Genomic DNA, 22,549 nt, shown 5'->3' on the forward strand with positions numbered 1-22,549 from the left:
ACGGAAGTGGGAGCGTTAACGTCACTTACTCCGTGAGGACCGGTGGTGGCGAGAGCATATTCAGCATGCCACCCGGCATCACGTTCAACGCACAGGTCACCTCGATAACCCTCGGCCCCACATGTGAGAGGGGCAGATTGACCCTGGTGGAGTATGGCCTTCCGGGCGGAGATGCGTGGTCTGTCTCTGTGGGAAACATGACATGCACGACAACCAGCGATATGGTTAGACTCAACCTCCCCTACGGAAACTACAGTGTGCAGGTGACGGCACCAGGCGGCTTCAGGGCGTCCCCGGAGGATCTCAATGTTGATATCAATGCGCCTGAGGTGCTGGCTTCGGTCAACTTCTCCAGGATCCTCTACACACTGACACTGAAGGTTGACGTACAGGGTGGTTACGCATGGCTCCTAACAGTAAACGGTGAGAGCGTGAGGGAATACAGCAGCGAGGCAGAACTGGAAGAGCCGCAGGGCCAGATCAACGTGAGCGTTTCAGCGCCCGGGTACCATACATACTCTATCTCTCTCACCCTCTCCTCAAACACCACCATTGATATCCCGCTTATCCCATACGAGTACCCTGTTTGGATAACCACTGTGCCGGCAAGGTGGCACCTTATTGGGGTTTACGCCAGCGGCAGCCCGGTCCCGGTCTCCAACGGCACCTTATACCTTGCGAACGGCTCCTATAACCTTGAGATCGTTCTGTCGGACGGCCACGCGACCAGGGAAGTGTGGGAAAACATCACCGTTGCAGGGTCTCCGCTTGTCCTGACTGTCCGGGTGCAGGGGAGGTCACTGGATCCCCTTTACGCTATCATTCCAGCGATCGTCCTCGCCTCCATACTTGCCTTCGACAGGCTCTTCATGGTGCCATGCAGAAAGTGCGGGCTCCTGATGCACCCGCTGATAGGGAGGCACAGGCACAGGTAGTGCCACATACACAGCAATCGATACGGGGATGTGCAGTAAACCCTTTTATCCGAACAGCCGGATGGTGTCACGTGGACGGTTACGGCATATCCAATGCGCTGAGGTTCAAGGCCAGGTCGTTCCAGTACTACAGGAGGACCGGCATTGTCAGTGCAGGCATCAAAGACATCATAAGGGAAGCCATGGACAGGGACTACAGGAAGTCCAGGTATGCCAGGTTCCTTTCCGGCCTCTCCGCCTATGTGGAGAAGAATTACGGGATAAGGTTCTCTGACGACACTCCGCCATGGAGCCTCACGGAAATATTCCTTGACAACATATACGATAGCATAGGCGAGTTCATTCCAGGCAAGGGTGACACCGTAGTGGACGTTGGCGCACAGTTCGGCGATTACTCGCTCCTGTGTTCCAGGTACTATGGCTGCAGCAGGGTAATAGCTTTCGAGCCGCTGTCAGGGAACTTCAGGGTACTGAGGAAGAACCTTGAACTGAACAGCGCGGCGAACGTTGAGGCCGTGAACGCTGCGGTGGGTGATGGAGAAGGGTACATTACAATAGGGCACGATGGCCTGATGGCGAGCGCGTTCGGTGGCCCGCTGGAGGAGAGGGTAAAGATGGTGACCCTAGACAGCCAAAGGTTGAGGCCCGACATCATGAAGGTGGATGTTGAGGGCTATGAGATGCACGTCCTGCGCGGCGCATGTTCAACGATCGAGGCGAACATGCCTAGGCTCATAGTGGAGACGCACAGCCTCTCACTGAGGAAGAGCGTAACGGAGTTCCTCACGGGCATGGGTTACAGGAAGCCCATAAAGGGTAGGAAGGTCATGAACAGGGTGATGGGGGAGGTCATGAACCTGTACTTCTTGCCGGGAAGCTGAACAGCTGTCCCGTTGAGCTGATCAAAGGCCCGTCCCCTGGCATACTGTGGCTCTACCAGCCCCTGTGAGGTCCGTCAAATATCCCGATGGTATCTTTCAAGGTCAAACTAACCCGTGCCCAGGTGATGGCGGGCTGGACATCACTGCCAGATCACGGCCTGCCATAACCAGACCAGCCCATTGACCTCCTGACTGCCTCCTTCCATCCCCTGTAGAGATCTTCCCTCTTAGACCTGTCCATACGGGGCTGAAACCTCCTCTCAACACGGTAAAGTCTAGGCAGTTCATCCAGGTGCCATATGCCGGCCGCAATGCCCGCGATGAATGCTGCCCCACGGGACGTAGTTTCGAGGATTCCGGGCCTCACAACCTCCACACTGGAGATATCGGCCTGGAGCTGCATCAGGAAATCGTTTCCCGATGCGCCACCGTCCACCCTCAGTTCGGAAGGTCGCGATCGAATGCTTGAGGACAGGGCCCTCAGCACGTCCTCAGTCTGGTAGGCAATTGATTCCAGTGCGCTCCTGGCAATGTGTGCCCTCGTGGTGCCCCGTGTTAGACCGATGATCAGACCCCTGGCATGGGGGTCCCAGTACGGTGCACCCAACCCGGCCATTGCGGGCACTGTGTAGACGCCGCCGTTATCAGCCACAACTTCCGCCTGTGACACGAGCTCGCCCACCCCCTTGAACAGGCCAAGGCCATCTATCAACCACTCCACGATGGCTCCGGAGACGAAAATGCTGCCTTCCAGGGCGTATATAGCCCGGTGATCTTCAAGGCTGTAGGCCACAGTTGTAACCAGCTCCCTGGAAACCACAGGCCGGTTCCCTGTGTTCACCAGGACGAAGGAGCCTGTGCCGTATGTGTTCTTGACCTGTCCAGGCGAGAGTGCGGTGTGGCCAAAGAGTGAAGCCTGCTGGTCACCGATCATGCCAGTCACCGGTATGCTCACGCCCGTAACGGATTCGTCGGTATAGCCGTAGGTGAATGAGGATGGTCTGACCTCTGGGAGGATGCTCCCGGGGATTCCGAACACCTCCAGGAGGTCATGATCCCATTGGAGCCTGTTCACATTGAAGAGCATTGTCCTGGATGCGTTGGTATGGTCGGTGCAGTGCACCCTTCCGCCTGTAAGTTTCCAAAGTAGCCAAGAATCGATTGTGCCGAACCTGAGATCCCCCAGCAAAGCGAGATCCCTTGCCCTTGGCACATTGTCCAGCACCCACCTGACCTTCGGGGCACTGAAGTAGGGGTCGGGTATCAGGCCCGTCCTTTCCCTCAGTTCCCCGGGGTTTTCCTTGAGCATGTCGGTGTATGATGAAGTCCTCCTGTCCTGCCACACAATCGCACTGTACACAGGTCTTCCGGTCCTGGCATCCCAGAGAACCGAAGTCTCCCTCTGGTTCGTTATGCCTATCCCCACAAGTCTCCCCTTCTCAATGCCGGCCGATGAGATGGCGTCTTCCGCGGCCCTCCACTGAAGGTGCCATATCTCTTCGGGGTCCTGCTCCATCCACCCGGGATAAGGGTAAAACTGGGTGACACCGTACTGGCCTGAACCGCGTGGGTTCCCCTCATGGTCCCACACTATTGCCCTCACACTTGTTGTCCCGGCGTCCAGTGTCAGAACATAACCATCCTCAGAACCACACATCGTCAGAAGTAATGGGCCCCTGCTTTTAAGTGCCTCGGCTCCACCGTGTCTAATTTTTAAGGTTCTCTGTCCCCAGTCCACCTTGCTGCCATGACAGGTCAGGCATTGGCTAACAGCGCCAAACGGCAGGGTGCAATGTCACGGAGCCGGTTCCTTTGGGATGGTGCCCATCCTAGCTTGCACTTGCAGGGCTGGGCAACTTCTCCGAGACGTTGAAATGGCGACATCTGTCAGATGAATGCTTCAGAACTGTTCCCAATGCCTTCAACCGCAAACGGAAACCCTTGTCTGCCTTACATTCGCCGGCCTCGCAGGTTTCCCTGGCCCACTGGAGACGGTACAGGCCATGCCAGGCAGGCGGTATCGACCTGACAGGCAGAGTCAATTACTGTAGAAGATCCTCGCCCTGAACCCGTTTAGTATCCATTTGCTCTCATTTAAACTGAATCGAACACCTGCACTGACGGTAATGCCACATGGGAAGGAAAGCAAGGCCACAGTGATGAAATGTTCATCCTGCAAGCACTTCAACCCATCAAGGTCGAAGACCATAAAGCCACCGGATTCAAACTGTTGGGCTCGAGATAACGAAAGCCGCTTAACGACGTGGTATAGATAGTCCGCCTGTGGAAACGTTTTCATATTCGCTGAAGATAGACCGTAACTTAGTGTTAAATGGTGGAGGTACTCACTGCCTAACACTCTTGCATGCCAGTGAGTTTAGTGTGCCTGGTATGATTCACCTCACCTGAAATAAGCGGAGCAACCTGCCTGTGAGAAGCTGTATATATGTATCGCCTGATATGGATGTACCGCCAGATAGACCGGGTTAGATTGCCAGTCGTGTATCCAAAGAAATATATTTATAGATCATTTTTGTTTGACTACTATGGACAGTAGTAAGGGTGGCCCAAGGGGCCCGACTACCGGCCCTCCAGCAAGGAGCAACAGGAACGTGATCATAGCAGTCGTGGTCGTCATCATTGTGGTTGTGGCAGCTGTTGCAGCGATCGAGCTGACGAGGCATCCGAGCTCGCCCACCAATAAGGTTGTCATAACCATCTGGGGCTCGGGTTCTCCGGGAGGCGAGCAGGAAGTCTTCAACCAGACGGTGGCCGCGTTCGAAAAAGCCTATCCTAACGTGACAGTTGAGGATGACCCTGCAGTTGGTGTGGCATCAACTACGTTCGTCAGCGCTGCACATGCGGGCAAGGCACCTGATATATACAGGGATACCAGCGATAATGCAGGCGTTCTCTTCGCAGGTGGCCTGGTGCTTAACCTCTCTAAGTACCTACCGGCCAGCTACTTCCAGAATTTCACGGCGGGAACCCTGGCTGACTGGACACTGAACGGAGCAGTTTACGGACTGCCGATAAACACCAATGGCGTTGGCCTCTACTACAACAAGAAGTTCGTCAAGACGCCACCAACCACTCTGTACCAGCTAGTGCAGGAGGCTGAGCAGATCAACGCAACCTACCACGTCTGGGGTCTGGTGTACGGCCTTGGCAGCGACTCCGGATACAGGAGTGCCGCGTTCTTCCCAGCCTTCGGCGGATCAATATTCAACAGCCAGGAAATGCCGGTGCTTAACTCCAGCCAGGATATAGCAGCAATAGGGTTCCTTTATAACCTGACATACAAGTACCACATAAGCCCGCCGGGACTGACGACTATGACAGAACAGGAGGACATGTTCATGGACAACGAGAGCGCCTTCATGATCGATGGTCCGTGGGACCAGAGCATGTACATGGCTGCGCTGGGCAATGACCTCGGAGTGACAGCGATACCGTACAACAACCAGACCGGTGACTGGCCAGAGCCGATATGGGGCTCAATCGGCTACTTCATATCCTCACCCCAGGCCAGCGGAGCATCCAGTGCACAGATATGGGCATCCCTGAAGTTCATCGAAATGGCCGTGAACGCAACCAACCAGTGGAACCTCTTCGTGAAGGCCGGCGACTTCCCATCGCTGAAGTCCGTTGCCAACGAGATCTACACCAACAGCTCGATAACAAGCATAGACCCACTGGCACCAGGCTGGATAAGCCAGGAGCAGCACACCCAGATACAGCCCAACTTCGTCAATATGAACTACTACTGGCCCAACTTCGCAACATACGTCGGCAACCTCTATGACAACGGCACCAACAACGTGTCCAGTGTCATGAACGCCTTTGAGAAGGCGGTGCTCACCGACATACAGCAGGCCTCCTCGTCCGTTGCCATGCTCATGCCCTCGGTGCACCTGAGCACAACGATCCAGGAGATCTCGTCCGTGCAGAACGTGAAGCAGTCCACACTAACATCAGACTCCTGGAAGATGTGATGGCTCGCCGGGTGGTCTGATTGGACTACATGGAGAGGAGGAGAAAACTTGAACTGAAACCAATAATATATGTACTACCTGTACTGGTAGTATTGATTTTTTTGAATTTCTATCCCATTGCATATTCAATATACCTCTCGATGACGGACTTCAGCGTCATCCACTTCTTCAACTACCATTTCATCGGCCTTGAGAACTACAAGTTCGTTCTGACCAGCCCGCAGTTCCTCCTGATACTTAAAAATACGGTGATATGGAGCGCGGGAAGCATAGCGGTGATGGTCCCTGTGGGGTTCATACTGGCCAACATAATGGTGCAGCCAGGCCTCAAGGGGATGTCGGCCTTCAGGGTCGTGTACCTGATACCGTGGGCATTCCCCGCTTTCATAACGATCCTGATCTGGTCTAACATGCTGGCTGCGAACGGAGGGATAATAAACGATGTGCTGAGGGCCCTGCACATCCCGGCACCTTACTGGCTTACTTCACATAGGTTCGCCATGCTGTCAATGATCCTTGTTAACCTCTGGCTCTCCTTTGCATACTACACTTTCGTATACACGGCGGCCCTGCAGAGTGTGCCACACGAACTGTACGAGGCCGCCAGCATGGACGGATACGGTGCACTCGGAAAGCTGAGGCTCGTAACAATACCACTGCTAAAGAGGCAGATAGCCTTCATAACCATATTCGGCTTCATATTCACGTGGAACAACTTCTACATACCATTCCTGCTTACCGGAGGTGGCCCGGGCTACGCAACGCAGATATTCATTACCTACTCGTACCTTGAGGCCTTCAGCTACACCAACTACGCCCTCGGCGCAGCGTACGCGATTATCTCTATAATCATACTGCTGGTCTTCGTTGTACTGGCGAACAAGTACACCAGGATGATGTCAATACTCTACTGAGGTGATATGGTTGGAAAAGGATGTGAGTGAAAGTATCCTCAAGAATAGGAGCAGAAGGGAGTACGAATACAGGAGGAAGAACGTCTATTACAGGAGGCTCAGGGCCATAAAGAAGATCGCCTCCTACATAATACTGACAGCGGTGGCGGTATATGCTGCCTTCCCCATATACTATGCGGTTGAAACTTCTCTCAACAGGATAGGAGCACTGGTTCAGTCATCCATATCAGACCTTGTACCGGTTCACCCCACACTATCGAACTACTACCAGCTGCTCTTCAAGGAACCTTTCTTCTTGTGGCTCAAGAACACCCTGGTACTCGACCTTGCTGCAACCGCCATAGGTGTTGCCCTTTCGATAACCTCCGGGATAGCCTTCTCGAGGATGAACGTCCCGCTGAAGAAGGCGCTCCTCTACATGCTGCTCATACTATCTCTCTTCCCGTTCACGATCATGGTCATCCCCTTCTACTTCATGTTCGCGGAGCTGAGGCTCGTTGGCTATTACAGCCTCATCATACCTTATTCAGCCGGTGCAGTCATATTCTCAAGTTACCTGATAAAGAACGCAGTTGATGCCATCCCGAAGGACTTCGAGGAGGCAGCGCAGGTCGATGGTTACACAAGGACCGCAGCCCTGTTCCGGGTGCTTGTGCCAATGTCAAGGCCCGTGATCAGCTTCGCTGCGGTGGTGGCCTTCATGGGGCCTTACACTGACTACGCGCTCGCGAGCACCTTCATAACCAGGGCGAAATTCTACACCATGGCCATTGCCCTCTACTATGTATCGCAGGGCACGATACACATAAACTACGGCATATACGCTGCATTCTCTGTGCTCATGGGCATACCGATATTCGTGCTGTTCTTCGTTTTCCAGAGGTATTTCATATCGGGCTTCAGCATAGCCCAGTACAAATGAGGTGGTACCTTGGCCAGATTGAGACTCGACAACATAGTTAAGGACTATGGAAGGGGAAAAGGGGTATTCGGTATCTCGCTGGACATTGAGGACGGGGAATTCTTTGTCCTGCTGGGACCAAGCGGTTGCGGAAAGACCACAACACTCAGGGCCATTGCGGGCCTGGAGACCGTTGATTCCGGGCACATCTACCTGAACGACTACGAGATAACAGACTACCCTCCAAAAGACAGGGACATGGCCATGGTGTTCCAGAACTACGCCCTCTATCCCTTCATGACCGTGAGGGACAACATAGCCTTTCCACTCAAGAAAAGGAGGATGCCAAAGGGGGAGATAGAGAGCAGGGTTGAAGAGATAGCAAAGATCCTGGGCATATCCGAACTCCTTGACATGAAGCCGGGCCAGATATCAGGGGGGCAGAGGCAGAGGGTGGCCCTCGGCAGGGCGATAGTGAGGGAGCCCCAGGTGTTCCTCATGGACGAACCCCTCTCTAACCTGGACGCCAAGCTCAGGACCACAATGAGGAGCGAGCTGAAGAGGCTGCAGAGGAGGTACGGCACGACCACAGTGTACGTGACGCACGACCAGGTGGAGGCTGTCACACTCGGTGATAGGGTCGCTGTCCTGAATAACGGGCGCCTGGAACAGCTGGGCAGGCCGATGGAGATCTACGAGAGGCCTAAGAATGTATTCGTGGCATCGTTCCTTGGCGATCCAAGCATAAATATGCTCGATGCGAGGCTTGAGGAGAAGAACGGGAAACAGGTAGTGACAGTGGCAGGGTTCTCCTTCGCACCTGAGATGGTGGGACTCCACACAGAATCGATCAATGGGGCAAAGCTAAAATTCGGCGTGAGGCCGGAGGATCTCCAGGTCTCCGAGGAGGGGATTGCCGCGAAGGTCATAGTTGTTCAGGACCTCGGGAGGAGCAGCATAGAGCACTACGAGGCCTCGGAGACGGGTGAGGCCATTGTCAGGGTAGCCCAGAGTTCCGAGAAGAGGAGCGAGGGGGAGATGGTGCACCTGATGCCCAACCTCTCAAGATCACTTGTATTCTCTGAGGACGGTGACCTGCTCACCGATTTCGACCTCAGGAACTCGAGCAGAATAAAAGCCGGTAAATCCGTGCCACAGTAAATTTTAATATATACTATTGATAGTAGTATCTATGGAAATCAACAGCCTGCAGCTCAACAACCTGAGGAGGCTCAGCGAGATCTCCTCGTTCCTCTCAGAGCCCATAGCCATAGAGGCCCTGAAGTACACACTCACAGTCGAGGATTTTGAAAGAAAGGTGGCCAGGGACCTGCCTGTGGTCTCTCCAGGCCACGTCACCGGAGTTTCACTCCTTCACGACAATGAAGCCAGAATATCCTTTTCGTCAGGGATTTCCCTCAGGGTCCGTGCCTTCGAGCGTGGCATGCGACTAACCTGGGTGGAGAGTAAGATAGACACTGGCATTTCAGATAGGTTGCTAAAGCCAGCAAAGCTGGTGCAGGAGGGCAGTGGGCCGGTCGTCCTCTCCAACGGCTCGTTCAAGCTGAAGGTGGAGGATGATGGCACGATCCACTACCTCCTTGGTGAGAGGGAGTTCAGGAGGGATGACCCGCCGGAGTTCGTTGGAGATGGATTCAGGCAGGCATCATCAATTGAGGAGAGTGCCAGGATACACGGAACCGGTGAGAGGGCCATGAACTACGACCTCCGCGGTTCCCTGCTGAAGATGTGGAACCACGACGCCAACGGAAGTTACGGCTCCTTTGAGGACCCCCTCTACATCTCCATACCCGTCTACATCGTGGAGGGTGAGGTGACCTACCTCGTCTTCCACAACAACCCCAGCCAGGGCGAGATCGACATGGACTTCAACCACCAAGGCATGATAAGGGCCCGGTTCAGTGGCTGCGGCCACGACATGTTCATCTTCCCCGGCAGCTTGAAGGAAGTCCTAAGGTGTCTCAGGGATATATCCGGCCCACAATCGCTACCACCACGGTGGGCCCTGGGCTTCCACCAGTCCAGGTACAGCTACATGAACGGGGACGAGGTAATGTCCGTGGCCAGAGGTTTTAAGGACAATGGCCTGCCCATCTCGGCAATACACCTGGACATAGACTACATGGACGGTTACAGGGTGTTCACGGTTGACAGAAACAGGTTCGTTGATTTAGCAGGAATGAACAGGGATCTCGCATCGATGGGCATAAGGACGGTCGCGATAATAGACCCGGGCGTCAAGGTGGACGATAACTACAGTGTCTACAGGGAAGGACTGAGGAGGGATGCTTATGTCAAGTGGCCTGACGGAACTTACGTGAACTCTCCGGTCTGGCCTGGCAACGTTGCCTTCCCTGACTTCACTGAGGAAAAGGTCAGGGATTGGTGGGGCAGCAACTATGAGTTCTTCGAGGAAAACGGAATATCGGGGATATGGCACGACATGAACGAGCCAGCTGTTTTTCCAGTGAGGGGCGATAACTCACTCCCGTGGTTCGCAGACCACCACGGCAGGCTGCACAGGGATGTCCACAACATCTATGCGATGCACATGGCCAGGGCAGCCTATGAGTATATGGTAAAGAGGAGGGGGGAGAGGCCTTTCATACTCTCAAGGTCTGGCTGGGCAGGCATACAGAAATACTCGGCGGTCTGGACAGGCGACACCGAGAGCACCTGGGATGCACTCAGGATAACGATACCGACCATACTGAACCTGGGGCTCTCCGGGATTCCGTTCGCTGGAGTGGATGTCGGTGGCTTCAGTGGCTCGCCCTCAGATGAACTCTTCGTGAGGTGGTTCCAGATGGCAACCTTCCTCCCCCTCTTCAGGGTGCACTCCAGCAAGGGATCCAGGCCGAGGGAGCCCTGGCACTTCCCCAGGCACCTTGAAATACTGAGGAAGTACCTTAGGGTCAGGTACTCACTGATTGACCACATCATGACGCTCTTCTACATTACCAGGGACACTGGTCTGCCCATCGTGAGGCCCGTATCTATGGAATTCCCTGGAGAAGAGGTCCTGGACGATGTTGCCTTCATGCTGGGTGACAGCATCCTCGTTGTGCCGGTGCTGCAGCCAGGGCAGAGGTACAGGTACACCAAGCTACCTGGAAAAGGCCACTGGTACAGCTTCTGGAACGGCGAAAGGGTGAGCGGCATAGTTGAAGAGAGGATATCCATTCAGGACATTCCTGTCTACGTGAGGGAGGGTTCCATCATTCCAGTAAGGGATGGGGAGAGGCTCCGCCTGCATGTGTACACCGAGTCGGTGGCAGAGGGCAGCCTTTACATGGACGATGACGCGGTAGACCCCAGGTATGCCTTCTGGACTTTCAGGTTCAGGGTGGATGGCAACAGTGTGGAATACTCAGTATTCAAGGAGGGCCAGCTGGATACGGATAACGAGTTCGTATGCGTACTGCACATGACATCGAGTGAGGGGAGGCCAGTCACCAGGGAGTTTGAGGTCACGGGCAGGCAGGGAGGCCTAACCCTCAGCTGAAAGTACAAATCCGCTGGCTACCCCTTTCCATAGTCCTCCAACATCTTGAATGGCCCCGTTCCACAGGACCGGCTCTCCTTGGATCCGCACACCTGCCCCTGGCGATCTGAAGACGTAGAGCCTCAGTGCAGAGTCCCCTGACTTCTTCAATATGGTGTCGACGCCATGCCTTTCCTCGCATTCTAGGATGCCTGTGCGTGCCGCCCTGTAGTGTCCCCTCAGTGAGCCAAGCTCCCTGAAGAACCGAACAAGTTCCTGGTCCATTTCATCCCAGGGCATCGTTCTCCTGCAGTCCGGGTCCCTCCCTCCCCTGAGGCCGGTCTCGTCCCCGTAGTATATGGTCGCCAGACCGTTCAAGATGAAGAGGAGCGTGTACGCCAGCATGAATCTGTCCCTGTCACCCCTCAGGGTTGTCATGAGCCTCACGGTGTCGTGCGAGTCCAGGATGTTCATCATCCGGTCCTCGTTCTGGCCGTATAGAATGCATTCCGAGGTAACTCCTCTGACAAGGTCCGCAGCCCCTATCCTGCCCCTGACGTAATCTAGGATGAGCCGGCGGACGTGGTAATTTGTGAGGGAATCGAAGTGCAGCCTTCCTAAGATTGGAGAAAGGCACCAGGCCTCCCCCACCGTGAAGAAGCCGTCTGCTGAAGGGCCATCATACCTCAGTGCCCTGCAGGCTTCTGGGGGAAGCGAATGCCCCACATCCACCCTCACAGCATCTATGCCCCACTCCTCCACATAGTACCTGATGGTTTGCCTTATCATATCAATGACTGCCTGCGACCTGTGGTTCAGCTTGGGCATCCCGGCGTGTCCCTCAAACGTCTCGTACCCAGGAAAGTATGTGCCGCTCTTCCTCCTTGCCCTGGGCACCCTTACATACCAGTCGTTTCCACGCTCCATGAACTCAAGGAACCTCGGGTGACGGACCGACGTGTGGTTGAACACAACGTCTAGGATCACTCTTATCCCCAGGCCGTGTGCCTCCCTTGTGAGTTCCCTCATGTCGTCCCCGGTGCCGAGGAGGTCATCCACTCTCGTGTAGTCGTCAACGTCGTAGCGGTGGTTTGACCTGCTCCTGTATACAGGATTCAGGTATATGTAATCAGCACCCAGGCTCGAGATGTAGGGCAGCCTTTCCCTTATGCCCTTCAGCGTGCCGCCATAGAAGGATTCCCTGCTGGGCCTGGAGCCCCAGGGTGCAAGGCCTGTGGCTGCCGCCGAACCAGGGGTTTTCATGAACCTGTCCGGGAATATGTGGTACACAATTCCCTGCCCCTCCGGATCACCGCCCACAGGTACCTTAAGGGCCTCATCAAGCAGTCCCTCCTTTCCATCGATCTTGAAGTTATATGCACCGCTGCCCCTGACGGTGAACACATCAGTGGGTATGCCGTTCACATCGAACCTTTCATGCGAAACCAGCCTTGGGCCATCGAGGAGGATTTCAACACCGCTCTTACCTGGGTTGAAGATGCCCAGGATGGTGTAACCGCCTGAGGAGTAAGCAAGCCTCAGACCGGCATCGCCGTGCACCGGGAACGGGGGGATGACATCAAGTGGCTTCCTCCTCGCAAGACTCTTCCGGTTCTCATCGATCCTCCTGTACTGGTTGAGCCTGATCTCGTAAAGGTACCTGCCTGGCGGGATGGGTGCGGATATCTCCCACCTGCTCCCTGTCCTCGTGAAACGAAGGCTGCCATCACCGAAGCAGTTGAATGACCCGGACAGCCAAAGATCAACATCATCTTTCCTTGCCGGGACCGATATCCTGACCTCCTGGAGGAACTTCCTTGAATAAATGATGTCCAGCACAGGTGGTCAGGCCAGATAATGTCATAAAGCTGATGGTTGAATTTATAACCATTGCTTAAATAATAGTGCTGGTCGAAGTGGAAGAAGACGTGTTCCAGGTCCTGCAGGACTTCGGGCTCTCTCCCTACGAGATAAGGGTGTACAGGGCCCTTGTCCTAAACGGGCCGCAGACCGCGGGAGAGGTCCTCAAAAGCTCTGGCATACCGCAGCCAAGGGTATATGACGTCCTCAAGAAGCTCTCAGAGCGTGGGCTGGTGGATGTATCTGCAGGCCACAGGAAAGTCTACAGGGCTGTTGAGCCATCGGTATCACTGAACAGGCACATCAAGAAGCTCCAGTCCGGCCTTTCGATACTGAACGAATACATCAGGAACTCCAAGTCCCAGAAGGACCCATCAGAGGCCAGGCTCTGGCTGGCCACAGGCACACAAAGGACAATGGACAGGATGCGATCCCTCATAGAGGGGGCCTCCAGCGAGGTTATCGTTTCGGCGCCCCTGACCAAGCTCCTTGAACTGAAAAGGGAGCTCACGGAGGCCTGTGAGAGGGGCGTCACGGTTGCCATAGTGAGCTACGATGTGGACGAGGCCAAGATGATGAACGCCCTCGGGAGATCGTTTGTGATGAAGAAGAGGGAGTTCAGGGCAGCAGAGGTCTTGATCACGGACAGGGAGAATGTAATGCTGAACCTGGGAACAGATGGGGATTCGATGTACAGCATATACTCCGAGGAGAGCGAGATAATACACGTGATATCCTACTTCTACTACTATACCATCTGGTACCCCTCCTCATACGTTTCGGACTTCCCATCTGATAGGGAGCTGCGCTTCAGCACCGCATGGCTGGCAACTGAAGCCATCCAGTCCCTGCTGGCAAGGGGCCTGAAGTTAAGCGCGGACATCACATGCATACTCAGAGAAGGCGGCAGGAAGAGCTTCACCGGGCAGGTAACAAGGATCGAGAGGGTGCTTGGGCTCAAGCACACCTTCTACGTCACGTACAGGGGCAAGGAGATCTCCGTGGGTGGGAGGACGGCCAGGGTTGAGGACGCAAGGCTCCTGCAGGTGAAACTCAGGCCCTATTCATGAGAGTGCGGAGATACTGAACTTATACATCCTTAACCTCATAACAGGCAACACCCTCAGGGGCTTGGGCATGCGCCAGCAGATCCCACCGCAATCCCTGCCTGGGCCAGAAGGTGCTTAACTCGCCCCGGGAGGCGTGATGGACATGGTTAAAGTCTCTCCAGAGACGGATACAAACATGGGTGGACCCGGAACCCGGACAGTCCAGCGTGGATGCATCAGCCAGTGCGGTCCCCCTGGTGCTTGAAAGCAAAAGGCCGCCCAGGCACCACCATATCGTGCCTGTGCAGGATAAAAATTTCTATAATCTATGAAAGAAAATGCCCCATGCTGAGGGATGCCTATATGAAAAATGAGATTGGATATGAGCCCTGAAAGTAGGGCTCAATATATGATGCATCACCTCCTGATCCTGACCGCATAGGCCACAGCTATGCCTGCAACGACAGCGACCACCACGACAGCAATCACAACTGTCGTGTACGGGAATGACTTCGCAGGAACCTTCGGGGGCGTGGTTACAGGAGATGACTGGTACCAGCTTATGCTTGACCTGAGGCCCCAGACTACGTTCTGGTTCTCAGCCACACCGTGCCAGGCGATGAGCAGGCTGTCGTTCCTGCCGTTCTGAACGATGTAGAGGAATGGCTGGTCCATTGTGTTTGGACTGGTGGTGATTGAGGTCGCATTGGAGAACCTGGGCATTGCGGAGGCCACTGTGATGTTGGTCACGTAGAGGCCGTAACCGGCACTGGAACCGGTTGAGTAGATGATCCAGGCGTTTCCGTACGAGTTCACCGATAGGTCGATGCCGGTCAGGTTCTCATATGTCCGGTATGTGTACTCGCCCAGCAGGTTGCCACCCGTGGACATGTATGCCAGGCCGATGTTGTCGTATGAACCGTTGTAAGAGTAGAAGGCCACATACAGGTGCGAGTTCCAGCCGGATATGTAGCCATAGGAGTTACCGCTGAGGTTGAGTGCCCTGTTGATGAGGTAGTCAGAGCCCGTGATGGTGGAGGAGGAGCCTCCCATGTCACTCATGTTGAATGCCAGCAGGCTGTATGAGTATCCGGAACCATTCGTGTAAGAGGAGAGTATGTACGCCGTGCTCCCGCTGATGTACATGGTGGCATACTGGGGCGCGATCTGCAGGTGGTATGTCAGATAGTTGCTGAGGTCAGAAGGTGACAGAGTGCTGAAGTTCAGTATCTCGAGGCCACTGGAGCTGCCAAGGAGCACGTAAACGTTCGAGCCCCAGTAGAGGCTTGAAATGTAGGAGCCATCGGCGCCCGGCAGGGCAACAGGCTCTGACCAGTTCACCGCATTGCTGCTTGTTGAAACGTAGAGCTCTGCTGTTCCGGTCGCGTTGGACAGGTAAAACATGTAGTACATTCCGTTTGAGTAGTAGATCTGCGGGTACGCGTTCTCCACAGGGCTGATCTGTGTGTGCGAGGTCGTGGTGACGTTTCTGAGGAGTGGCAGGCTGATGGGGACCAGCGTTGCGTACTTGTGGTCTGTGGCGCTGAAAGATGACAGTGCCTGCTGCTGTGTAAGGGAACCCTCTCCCACTGTGGCCGGTGCTATGTACGTGTATATGTTGGAACTCCATGGCGGGTTACCGCCTCCACCCTGCCATCCGCCGTTGGTGGTGTTTGTCTGGTCAACGACCCTCCAGCCGTTCACACCGTACCCGTCATAGGACCCGGCAACTATGATGTACTTGTAGCTCTCGAAGTTGCTGCCTATGTAGGAGAGTGGCACGATCACAGTTATTGTCCTCGCGGACAGGTTGGCAGAGGTTATGACTCCCTGCGTCTGCTCTCCGCTCGGAGTAAGCACATAGGTGCTCCAGCCAGATATGTATATCATGGTCTGCCATGGTACGGTGGAATTGGCGTTCGGGCCAGTGCCCAGGTAGTAGCTGCCTGTGCTGCTCCCGTCCGAGATGAATATGTTTATGATCTGGTTGGAGAAGCCCAGTGGGCCGTCCCAGATGTTCCAGAGCTGGGCGTAGGTGAACACCCACTTCATGTCGAACTGGTTTGCGGATACGTTTATGTATTCAAGGTCCAGTGAGCCCGGCGGTATCTGGGTTGGCTGGTCAGGGTAGGTGTAGTTGCCGTCACCGTTCGGTGGCACGGTGTTGTGGATCGAAGAGATCGGTGTGTACTCAGCGAGCGAAATTGGGAGTTTCACCATGACGGGAGAGATGTAAGACCCGGTTCCACTCGTCCCGTTATACAGGTAAACACCCATGAAGAAGCTGTCCCCTGGGACGTAGTTCAGATAGGTGAGCGGGATCTCCAGCTGTATAACAGTCCTGGCGTATGCCGTTGGGGGGTTCACTATGTCTATGTCCTGCCTCCAGGAGTTGAAGCCACTGGCGACGTAGAACCCGTAGTAGCCTTCGCCGTTGGAGAATGTTGCCGGGAGGAGTTCCACCGCATACTGGGCTGCGAAGTCTAGGTTCTGGTGGCTGTAGACCGTCGAGAACGCGGCGTTTGGCACATCCAGTGTCAGGTTGTAGTCTATGAAGGGGTTGGCACCACTGAAGTATACGCTGAGGTAGTCATTCAGTACCGAGCCGTACACAGAGGCGTTGCCGTATGTGTAGATCTGCAGGTAGAGGGTCGTCGGGCTGTAGGCTATGTCGAGCTCCCTTATGTTGCCGTTCGCCTTCGAGGTGTTGTTGTAGTAGACTATTGTTCCGTTCCATGGGTTCGTAAGCGAAGGCGATGAGGCAAGGCCAGCAGAAGTCTGCACCGTGCCCCACGGGTACCCGTTGAGCGTCGGGGTGTGCGCCTGCGTGTAATCTCCCATTGAGGCCGGCGTGACAGGCGGTGTGTATGGTGTGTTGAGGTAGTTGGGTACAGGTATATTCAGCTGGCGCAGTGCGTACATCAGGTCTCCCTTGAACAGGTAGTCGAACGGCACAGAGTTGGAGCCACTGATGGTCCAGGGGGCCATCTGGAAGAACCAGTCACTGCCCTCAGCAGCGTATATTGCGTTCCAGGCCCTCGTAAGGTTGCCCTCAAGGGTGTTCGCCGTGAGGTTCTGCTCAAACGGTGTGTAGTTCTGCAGCTGCACCAGGTTGTGCTCCTCCTGGAAGTTAAGGACGAGGCTCCTCACGTTATTGAGCGCCTCCCAGTAGAAGTCCTGGACCTGGTAACCTGACCACTGTGTCAGGTAGATGTTTGACTGGTAGGGCGCAGGCTTTCCGTTCCCGCCGTTCCAGCCTGCCGTGGCTATGTGCTTCAGCACCGGCAGCTGGTATCCCTCCTGCTTGACCATTTCCAGGTACTGCTGCGGTGTCACCGTGTGGATGTAGGTTGAGTTCTGCTCCAGTGCGGTGTAGAGGTCCTCCAGGAACGGCACACCGTCCTCTGCGAACGGAGACATGAACATCCAGTTCTCGCCATCGAGGCCAACGGTTACGAGGACGTGCTCGTGGTCTGAGGCAGGTATTGCGGAGTATATGCCCTTGAGGTAGTTGATGAATGTGTCCACTGCAGTCCATGTGGGCATGCTGCCGAAGTTGAAGGCCCAGTCATTTGAAATGTAGCCGTCCCTGAAGAAAACATAGATGGATGTGTTGTTCGGCCCCAGGGCTTTGTACGGGGTATAGAGGTTGAGCATCTGCGTGACGTTGCCGCCGTTGCCATATGGCAGGGCATCGATGCCAGACCCCTGCAGGGCCGCGTCCGCCGCGTTCATCCATATGGCACCGGACTCATTTGCGGCCTGGATCATCTGGTACGATACCGTGAACTCCGGCGCATACATTCCGGTTGGCCACTGGCCGAAGAGGTGGTAGAACTGCCCCCTGCTTATGTTCATCTGCGCCAGGACATCAGAGAAGTATGACGCCTTGTATATGGTTCCAGCAGGCCCGGTGAGGTTATTTGCCAGGAGAAGCGGTGTGAGTGGGTGGTAGAACGGGCTTGTGAAGAGCTCCACATTGTTGCTACCGCTGGTGTTGCCCTGCATGTCGCTCCTGAATGCAGGTATAACCTGGCCAGTGAGCCACTTTGAATACTGCAATATTTCCTTCAGGTCTGTCTGGTTGAAAGATGTCTGGTTGTGCAGGGCCCATATGGTACTGTTCTTCCACTGTGCACCAAGCTGCCCCTCAACCAGCGGTGTGCTCACATCGTACAGGAACCAGAGCACCTTCGCATCCTCAAACTGTGTGGCGTTAAGCGTCTTTCCAGAGACCCACAGGGAGTGGAGCTGTGCGTAAAGGTTCGACGCTGGCTCGTTCAGGCTGAACACGTATGACGGTATGCTGAAGTAGTCATATGTGAGGTTTGCCAGAAGGCTCCTGTTCTGTGTTGTGTTCAACTCGCTGTAAGGCACGAAGGCGTAGTGTATGAATGTGTCATTGAACTCAGGGTCTGTGGAAATGTTGACGAGCTGGTATAACAACGAACCGGACAGCTCGTATGTCACGTTTACTTCAGGGAACATGTGGGCTATGAGAGCCTGTTCTATGTACTCGGCAGTGGCGTGGGCCTCAGTCCACGGGAGGACGTAGTAGTTCGACCCGACAACCTTGTACAGTGGCTGGTGGTCGTTGAATATGATGGCCAGGTTTATCGGTGGCGCGGTGGGGGTTGTTGTCTTCACGGTACTTGGGATGTTCACCTGGCCGAAGTTCAGGCCTATGGTATCGTTAACAACAAATTCTGAGATGGAGTTGCCATCGTTATACTTACCAACCTGGCTGTATGGCATCCCGATACCGACCCAGGCACCGCTACCGCCCACTATGAAGGCGGATATGTTCATGTGTAGCGTGCCGGAGTAGCCGTATGGGAACAGGGCCTGCCAAGGTATCCTTATTTCCACGGTGTTGTTGGAGCCGCCGAATACGAAGTAGTTCTGGATGGACACAGCACTGGGCGAGGTGTTGCTGGCCGAGAGTGGCGAGTTCACCATGAACGCATCCTCGCCGCTGGGATCAGAGTTCGGGCCACCGAAGTAGACTGCTGCGAAGTAATTCACCGGGCTTGTGAATGATATGGCACGGTTCCAGGTGTTTAGATTTGTCATGTTGTACGTGCCGTACTGCGTGTTCGTATCATTGCTCAGGAATACCATCAGCGAGTTCCCATCAATGATCTCCTTGACACCTATGAAGAGGTAGGTCGAGTTGAATGATACATAGAGTGCAGTCAGGTTATTATCAGGACCCCATGGGGTCGCATGGGTGTTCTCATAGATCTGGTGCCCTGAAAAATCGTTCGTTACGTTGCCTGTGAACGTTATATTGGCCTCAGAGACGTTGATGTAATTAGCACCACCGGACTGTGATGGCGCTGCACTCACAGCACTTGCCGACCCCAGAAAGAGAGAGGAGACAAAGATCAGCACCATGGTCAGGACAAGTATCCTTGTCTTACTACTGTTCATAGTAGGGTAAGTGCAGATCGAGTACTTATATCTTATGTAAAATTGTTCACCGAAAGATATTTTAAGTGAAATTCTTACACGTGGCGGGATCCAGACCTGAGGTGTTTCCAGGATCCTCTGAAAGTATACCGGCGTGCCCCAAAGACCGCATAATCCATCTTTATGCCGGACCTACGTTTCCCTGCCAGTATACATTCAAAGTCACTCCACAAACACAACCGGTTCTGGGCGGCCCCAACTTAACATCGATATAGCCTTAATGTACAGGGCCACAGTGGGATGATGGGGTACGGAACACCTGCTTCTGGATGCAGTGCGAGAAAAATTGAAGGGATTTCAGGTTCCCGAGGCTTGCTGGATATTTACCGATGTTGTCGGTGCACCTCCGGTGTAGCCCTGGATCCACCTGATGTTGAGAAACTTACTCCGGCAAATTGAGTTGAATGGTGCCCCTTTCTGGAAAATATCCACTGTTGAAGGGCCAGCACCCCACCATTACAGATCCAGCAGTTAAGTGCACGCCATCAGAGGCACATGGGAGATTAACTGGGTTTTAACGCCATACATGAACTGAACACGGGCCCTGAAACCCCCCTATACTGTACTGGGCAGAAGGGTATGCAGGATCCTCACCTGGAAGCCGCACACACCTAACCTGGGCGGATTACCTGTGAGAAACAGTTCAGGCCCACCGAACTTAAAGAGGCGGGCCCTCTACCAGCAATCATGTATCTATTGCCCTGTCTCAGGTAGGTGTCAGTGGCGCAGAGGTAATTCATAGGCGGAAAGCCAAATCAAAAGATCTCTTATTGAACGGAGACAGAGCCTGATCCATTTCTGGTGAAGGGCCCACGGGCACCAATCAAGGCACGCCACTCTGTTGAGCGTGTAGTTTGCGGGTAATGATCTTCCTTGGAGGGAAAGCAGTTCAATGTGTGTATAACAAACTATTATGATTCTTCGATACTTCTTAGAACAACCTGTTTGTGGAATTGCCAACCTCAACAGGTCAGGTGTGTCGGAACAACTGGTTCCCTGAATTTCTGCGTCTTGGTCGCCTGCATCTGCCCGTACACTCGGGGCTCTCCGCAAAGATTAATCAATAGGCTATCGCCTGCTCTCATTTAGGGAAAATAAGGGGCGATGTCGAGAGATGCTTCCTAAGGGCTTTATGTTGGGCTACTCTCTTGCAGGCTTCCAGTCGGAGATGGGCATCTCGGAAGAGGACAGGAACTCGGACTGGTGGGCCTGGGTCCACGACCCGGTGAACATAGGCACAGGCATAGTATCTGGCGACCTTCCAGAGAACGGGATAGGCTACTGGGACCTCTACGAGAGGTACCACAACCTAGCAGTGGAGACTGGAATGGACACAGCCCGTTTGGGAATTGAATGGAGCCGGATATTCCCGGAGAGCACGGCGGGTGTGAAGGTAACCGTGGACTACGACGGGCACGACCTAGTTTCGGTGGACGTCGATGACCGTGCACTGGAGCACCTCGATAGGCTCGCTAACATGAGGGCTGTTGAGCACTACAGGAAAATATTCTCGGATGTAAGGGAAAGGGGAATGAAGCTCATAATAAATGCGTACCACTGGCCCATACCCATATACCTGCACGACCCCATAGAGAGCAGGGATTCTGGGCTCAGAAACAAGAGGAACGGCTGGCTAAACCATGACACTGTTGTGGAGTTCGTGAAGTACGCGAAGTACATTGCATGGAAGTTCGAGGACCTGGCGGACATGTTCTCGATAATGAATGAGCCCAATGTGGTCTGCGGTGCCGGGTACTTCAACCCCAAGGCAGGGTTCCCCCCAGGTTTTCCCAGCCCTGAGGGCGGACTTCTCGCGAAAAAGCATGAGATAGAGGCAATTGCCAGGGCCTATGATGCGATGAAGGAAGCAACAGGGAAGCCAGTCGGCCTGATAATGGCCAATGGAGATATACAGGCGTTCAGCGACGAAGACCATGAGGCTGCTGAGGTGGCGACCCACAGCGAGAGGTATTCCTTTGTCGACCCGCTCCGCACAGGCGAGATGAAGTGGGTGGAGGCCCTCTCACAGGGCAGATCGTTCAGGGAGAAGAGTGCAGGGTACAGGGAGGATCTTGCAGATAAGCTGGACTGGATCGGGGTGAACTACTACTCAAGGTCCGTGGTGAGAAAAAGTGGCCAGGGCTACAGGGTGCTGGGCGGATACGGTTACTCAGCCACAGCGGGTATGAGGAGCAAAGGAGGCAGAGAGGTCAGTGACTCTGGCTGGGAGGTATACCCGGAAGGGCTTCTGAATGTCCTTTCGTCCTACTGGGAACGTTATGGGTTGCCAATGATAGTCACGGAGAACGGCATAGCCGATGCATCAGACCGGTTGAGACCGGGATACCTTGTTTCGCACATGAAGTATGTGGAGAGAGCTATTGAGAAGGGCATGGATGTGCGCGGCTACCTCCACTGGTCCCTCCTCGACAACTATGAGTGGGCGTCAGGCTTCTCCATGAAGTTCGGTCTGTACGGCGTCGACCTCAGGACAAAGAAGGTTCAGACCAGGCCAAGCGCCTTGGTATTCAAGGAGATTGCCAGGGCACGTTGTGTGCCTGAGGAGTTAGAGTGGATGGTACAGGAGTGATCACTGTGTGTAAACCCAGTTAATGATAATCCTTGAGGGAACCACGAACTGATTATCCTGCGACATAAAGACCTGGAAATCGAGGCCGAATACATGTCCCGGCAAGAGTCTGTTGTCCATCAACTACTCCTGTAGTCAAGGCATGCCTGAACCATCTTAAGTGAGTGGCCCTTTCATGTCCGTGGGCATTAATAGTTGTTCCCGGACTATTTTCACACAGCCTTTAGAGACCTTGCAGACAGTTAGGGCCAGAAGGCGCCTCTATGAACTGAAGGCCATGCTTAACAGGCGCAGATGGCGCGGGAAATCCAGCAGCACCTGTGACAGCGAGTGGCAAATGGCTGCGGAAATTCGGGAAGGGCCTATTCCTTGACTGCATAGTGCCCGGAAGATCACTCAATTTGATGTTGGGAGTGCACCATTAAGCTGGAGCATGCAGTTGCTTGA

At 54.4% G+C, this 22,549-nt stretch carries 12 protein-coding genes; 9 read left to right on the plus strand and 3 right to left on the minus strand.

The genetic code is table 11. The features are described 5' to 3' along the window. On the plus strand, positions 1 to 935 hold a 935-nt coding region (locus IEW66_RS06930; RefSeq protein WP_188681506.1), incomplete at its 5' end, for a hypothetical protein. A 71-nt stretch (positions 936 to 1,006) separates the two neighbouring features. Further along, a complete protein-coding gene (locus tag IEW66_RS06935) occupies positions 1,007 to 1,816 on the plus strand; it encodes an FkbM family methyltransferase (RefSeq protein WP_188681507.1) in 810 nt (269 codons plus the stop codon). 151 nt (positions 1,817 to 1,967) lie between these two features. Here IEW66_RS06935 and glpK read toward each other — a convergent pair whose 3' ends face one another. Next, positions 1,968 to 3,473, minus strand: a complete 1,506-nt coding sequence (gene glpK / locus IEW66_RS06940) for a glycerol kinase GlpK (protein ID WP_188681508.1) — start codon at positions 3,471 to 3,473, stop codon at positions 1,968 to 1,970. A gap of 889 nt (positions 3,474 to 4,362) precedes the next feature. Between glpK and IEW66_RS06945 the strand changes: the two genes are divergently transcribed. The 5 genes from IEW66_RS06945 to IEW66_RS06965 all read left to right on the plus strand — a co-directional run bounded on the left by IEW66_RS06945 (position 4,363) and on the right by IEW66_RS06965 (position 11,152). Next, entirely contained in the window at positions 4,363 to 5,811 is a 1,449-nt protein-coding gene (locus IEW66_RS06945) for an extracellular solute-binding protein (protein WP_188681509.1), read from the plus strand. A 101-nt stretch (positions 5,812 to 5,912) separates the two neighbouring features. Continuing rightward, entirely contained in the window at positions 5,913 to 6,725 is an 813-nt protein-coding gene (locus tag IEW66_RS06950) for a carbohydrate ABC transporter permease (RefSeq protein ID WP_229657549.1), read from the plus strand. A 10-nt stretch (positions 6,726 to 6,735) separates the two neighbouring features. Beyond that, positions 6,736 to 7,647, plus strand: coding sequence for a sugar ABC transporter permease (locus tag IEW66_RS06955; RefSeq protein ID WP_229657550.1), 912 nt, complete (start codon positions 6,736 to 6,738; stop codon positions 7,645 to 7,647). Positions 7,648 to 7,656: 9 nt separating this feature from the next. Beyond that, on the plus strand, positions 7,657 to 8,787 hold the full coding sequence (locus IEW66_RS06960; protein ID WP_188681510.1) for an ABC transporter ATP-binding protein: 1,131 nt from the start codon (positions 7,657 to 7,659) through the stop codon (positions 8,785 to 8,787). A 31-nt stretch (positions 8,788 to 8,818) separates the two neighbouring features. Continuing rightward, positions 8,819 to 11,152 (plus strand): glycoside hydrolase family 31 protein, encoded by a 2,334-nt coding sequence (locus tag IEW66_RS06965; protein WP_188681511.1) that lies wholly within the window; start codon positions 8,819 to 8,821, stop codon positions 11,150 to 11,152. Here the strand turns inward: IEW66_RS06965 and IEW66_RS06970 are convergent. Continuing rightward, on the minus strand, positions 11,138 to 12,970 hold the full coding sequence (locus tag IEW66_RS06970) for a glycoside hydrolase family 13 protein (RefSeq protein ID WP_188681512.1): 1,833 nt from the start codon (positions 12,968 to 12,970) through the stop codon (positions 11,138 to 11,140). The two genes, IEW66_RS06965 and IEW66_RS06970, sit on opposite strands and share 15 nt — an antisense overlap. Before the next feature lie 77 nt (positions 12,971 to 13,047). On the opposite strand from IEW66_RS06970, the gene IEW66_RS06975 reads away from it, so the two are divergent. Then, complete coding sequence (locus tag IEW66_RS06975) at positions 13,048 to 14,061, plus strand: TrmB family transcriptional regulator (protein ID WP_188681513.1); 1,014 nt, start codon at positions 13,048 to 13,050, stop codon at positions 14,059 to 14,061. A gap of 396 nt (positions 14,062 to 14,457) precedes the next feature. On the opposite strand, the gene IEW66_RS06980 is transcribed toward IEW66_RS06975, so the two are convergent. Then, positions 14,458 to 19,473, minus strand: coding sequence for a glucodextranase DOMON-like domain-containing protein (locus tag IEW66_RS06980; RefSeq protein ID WP_188681514.1), 5,016 nt, complete (start codon positions 19,471 to 19,473; stop codon positions 14,458 to 14,460). Between the two features lie 1,153 nt (positions 19,474 to 20,626). Here IEW66_RS06980 and bgaS point away from each other — a divergent pair. Then, positions 20,627 to 22,102 carry a beta-galactosidase BgaS gene (bgaS, locus tag IEW66_RS06985; RefSeq protein ID WP_188681515.1) on the plus strand — a complete coding sequence of 492 codons (1,476 nt, stop codon included), beginning with the start codon at positions 20,627 to 20,629 and terminating at the stop codon, positions 22,100 to 22,102. Positions 22,103 to 22,549: the final 447 nt, after the last annotated feature.

The sequence above is a fragment of the Thermogymnomonas acidicola genome, from assembly GCF_014646795.1.
Classification (GTDB): Archaea; Thermoplasmatota; Thermoplasmata; order Thermoplasmatales; family Thermoplasmataceae; genus Thermogymnomonas; species Thermogymnomonas acidicola.

Coding starts and splice junctions, on each gene's coding strand:
- IEW66_RS06965 (WP_188681511.1), top strand. CDS start 8,819: ATGGAAATCAACAGCCTGCAGCTCAACAACCTGAGGAGGCTCAGCGAG.
- IEW66_RS06945 (WP_188681509.1), top strand. CDS start 4,363: ATGGACAGTAGTAAGGGTGGCCCAAGGGGCCCGACTACCGGCCCTCCA.
- IEW66_RS06980 (WP_188681514.1), bottom strand. CDS start 19,473: ATGAACAGTAGTAAGACAAGGATACTTGTCCTGACCATGGTGCTGATC.
- glpK (WP_188681508.1), bottom strand. CDS start 3,473: ATGTGTGGTTCTGAGGATGGTTATGTTCTGACACTGGACGCCGGGACA.
- bgaS (WP_188681515.1), top strand. CDS start 20,627: ATGCTTCCTAAGGGCTTTATGTTGGGCTACTCTCTTGCAGGCTTCCAG.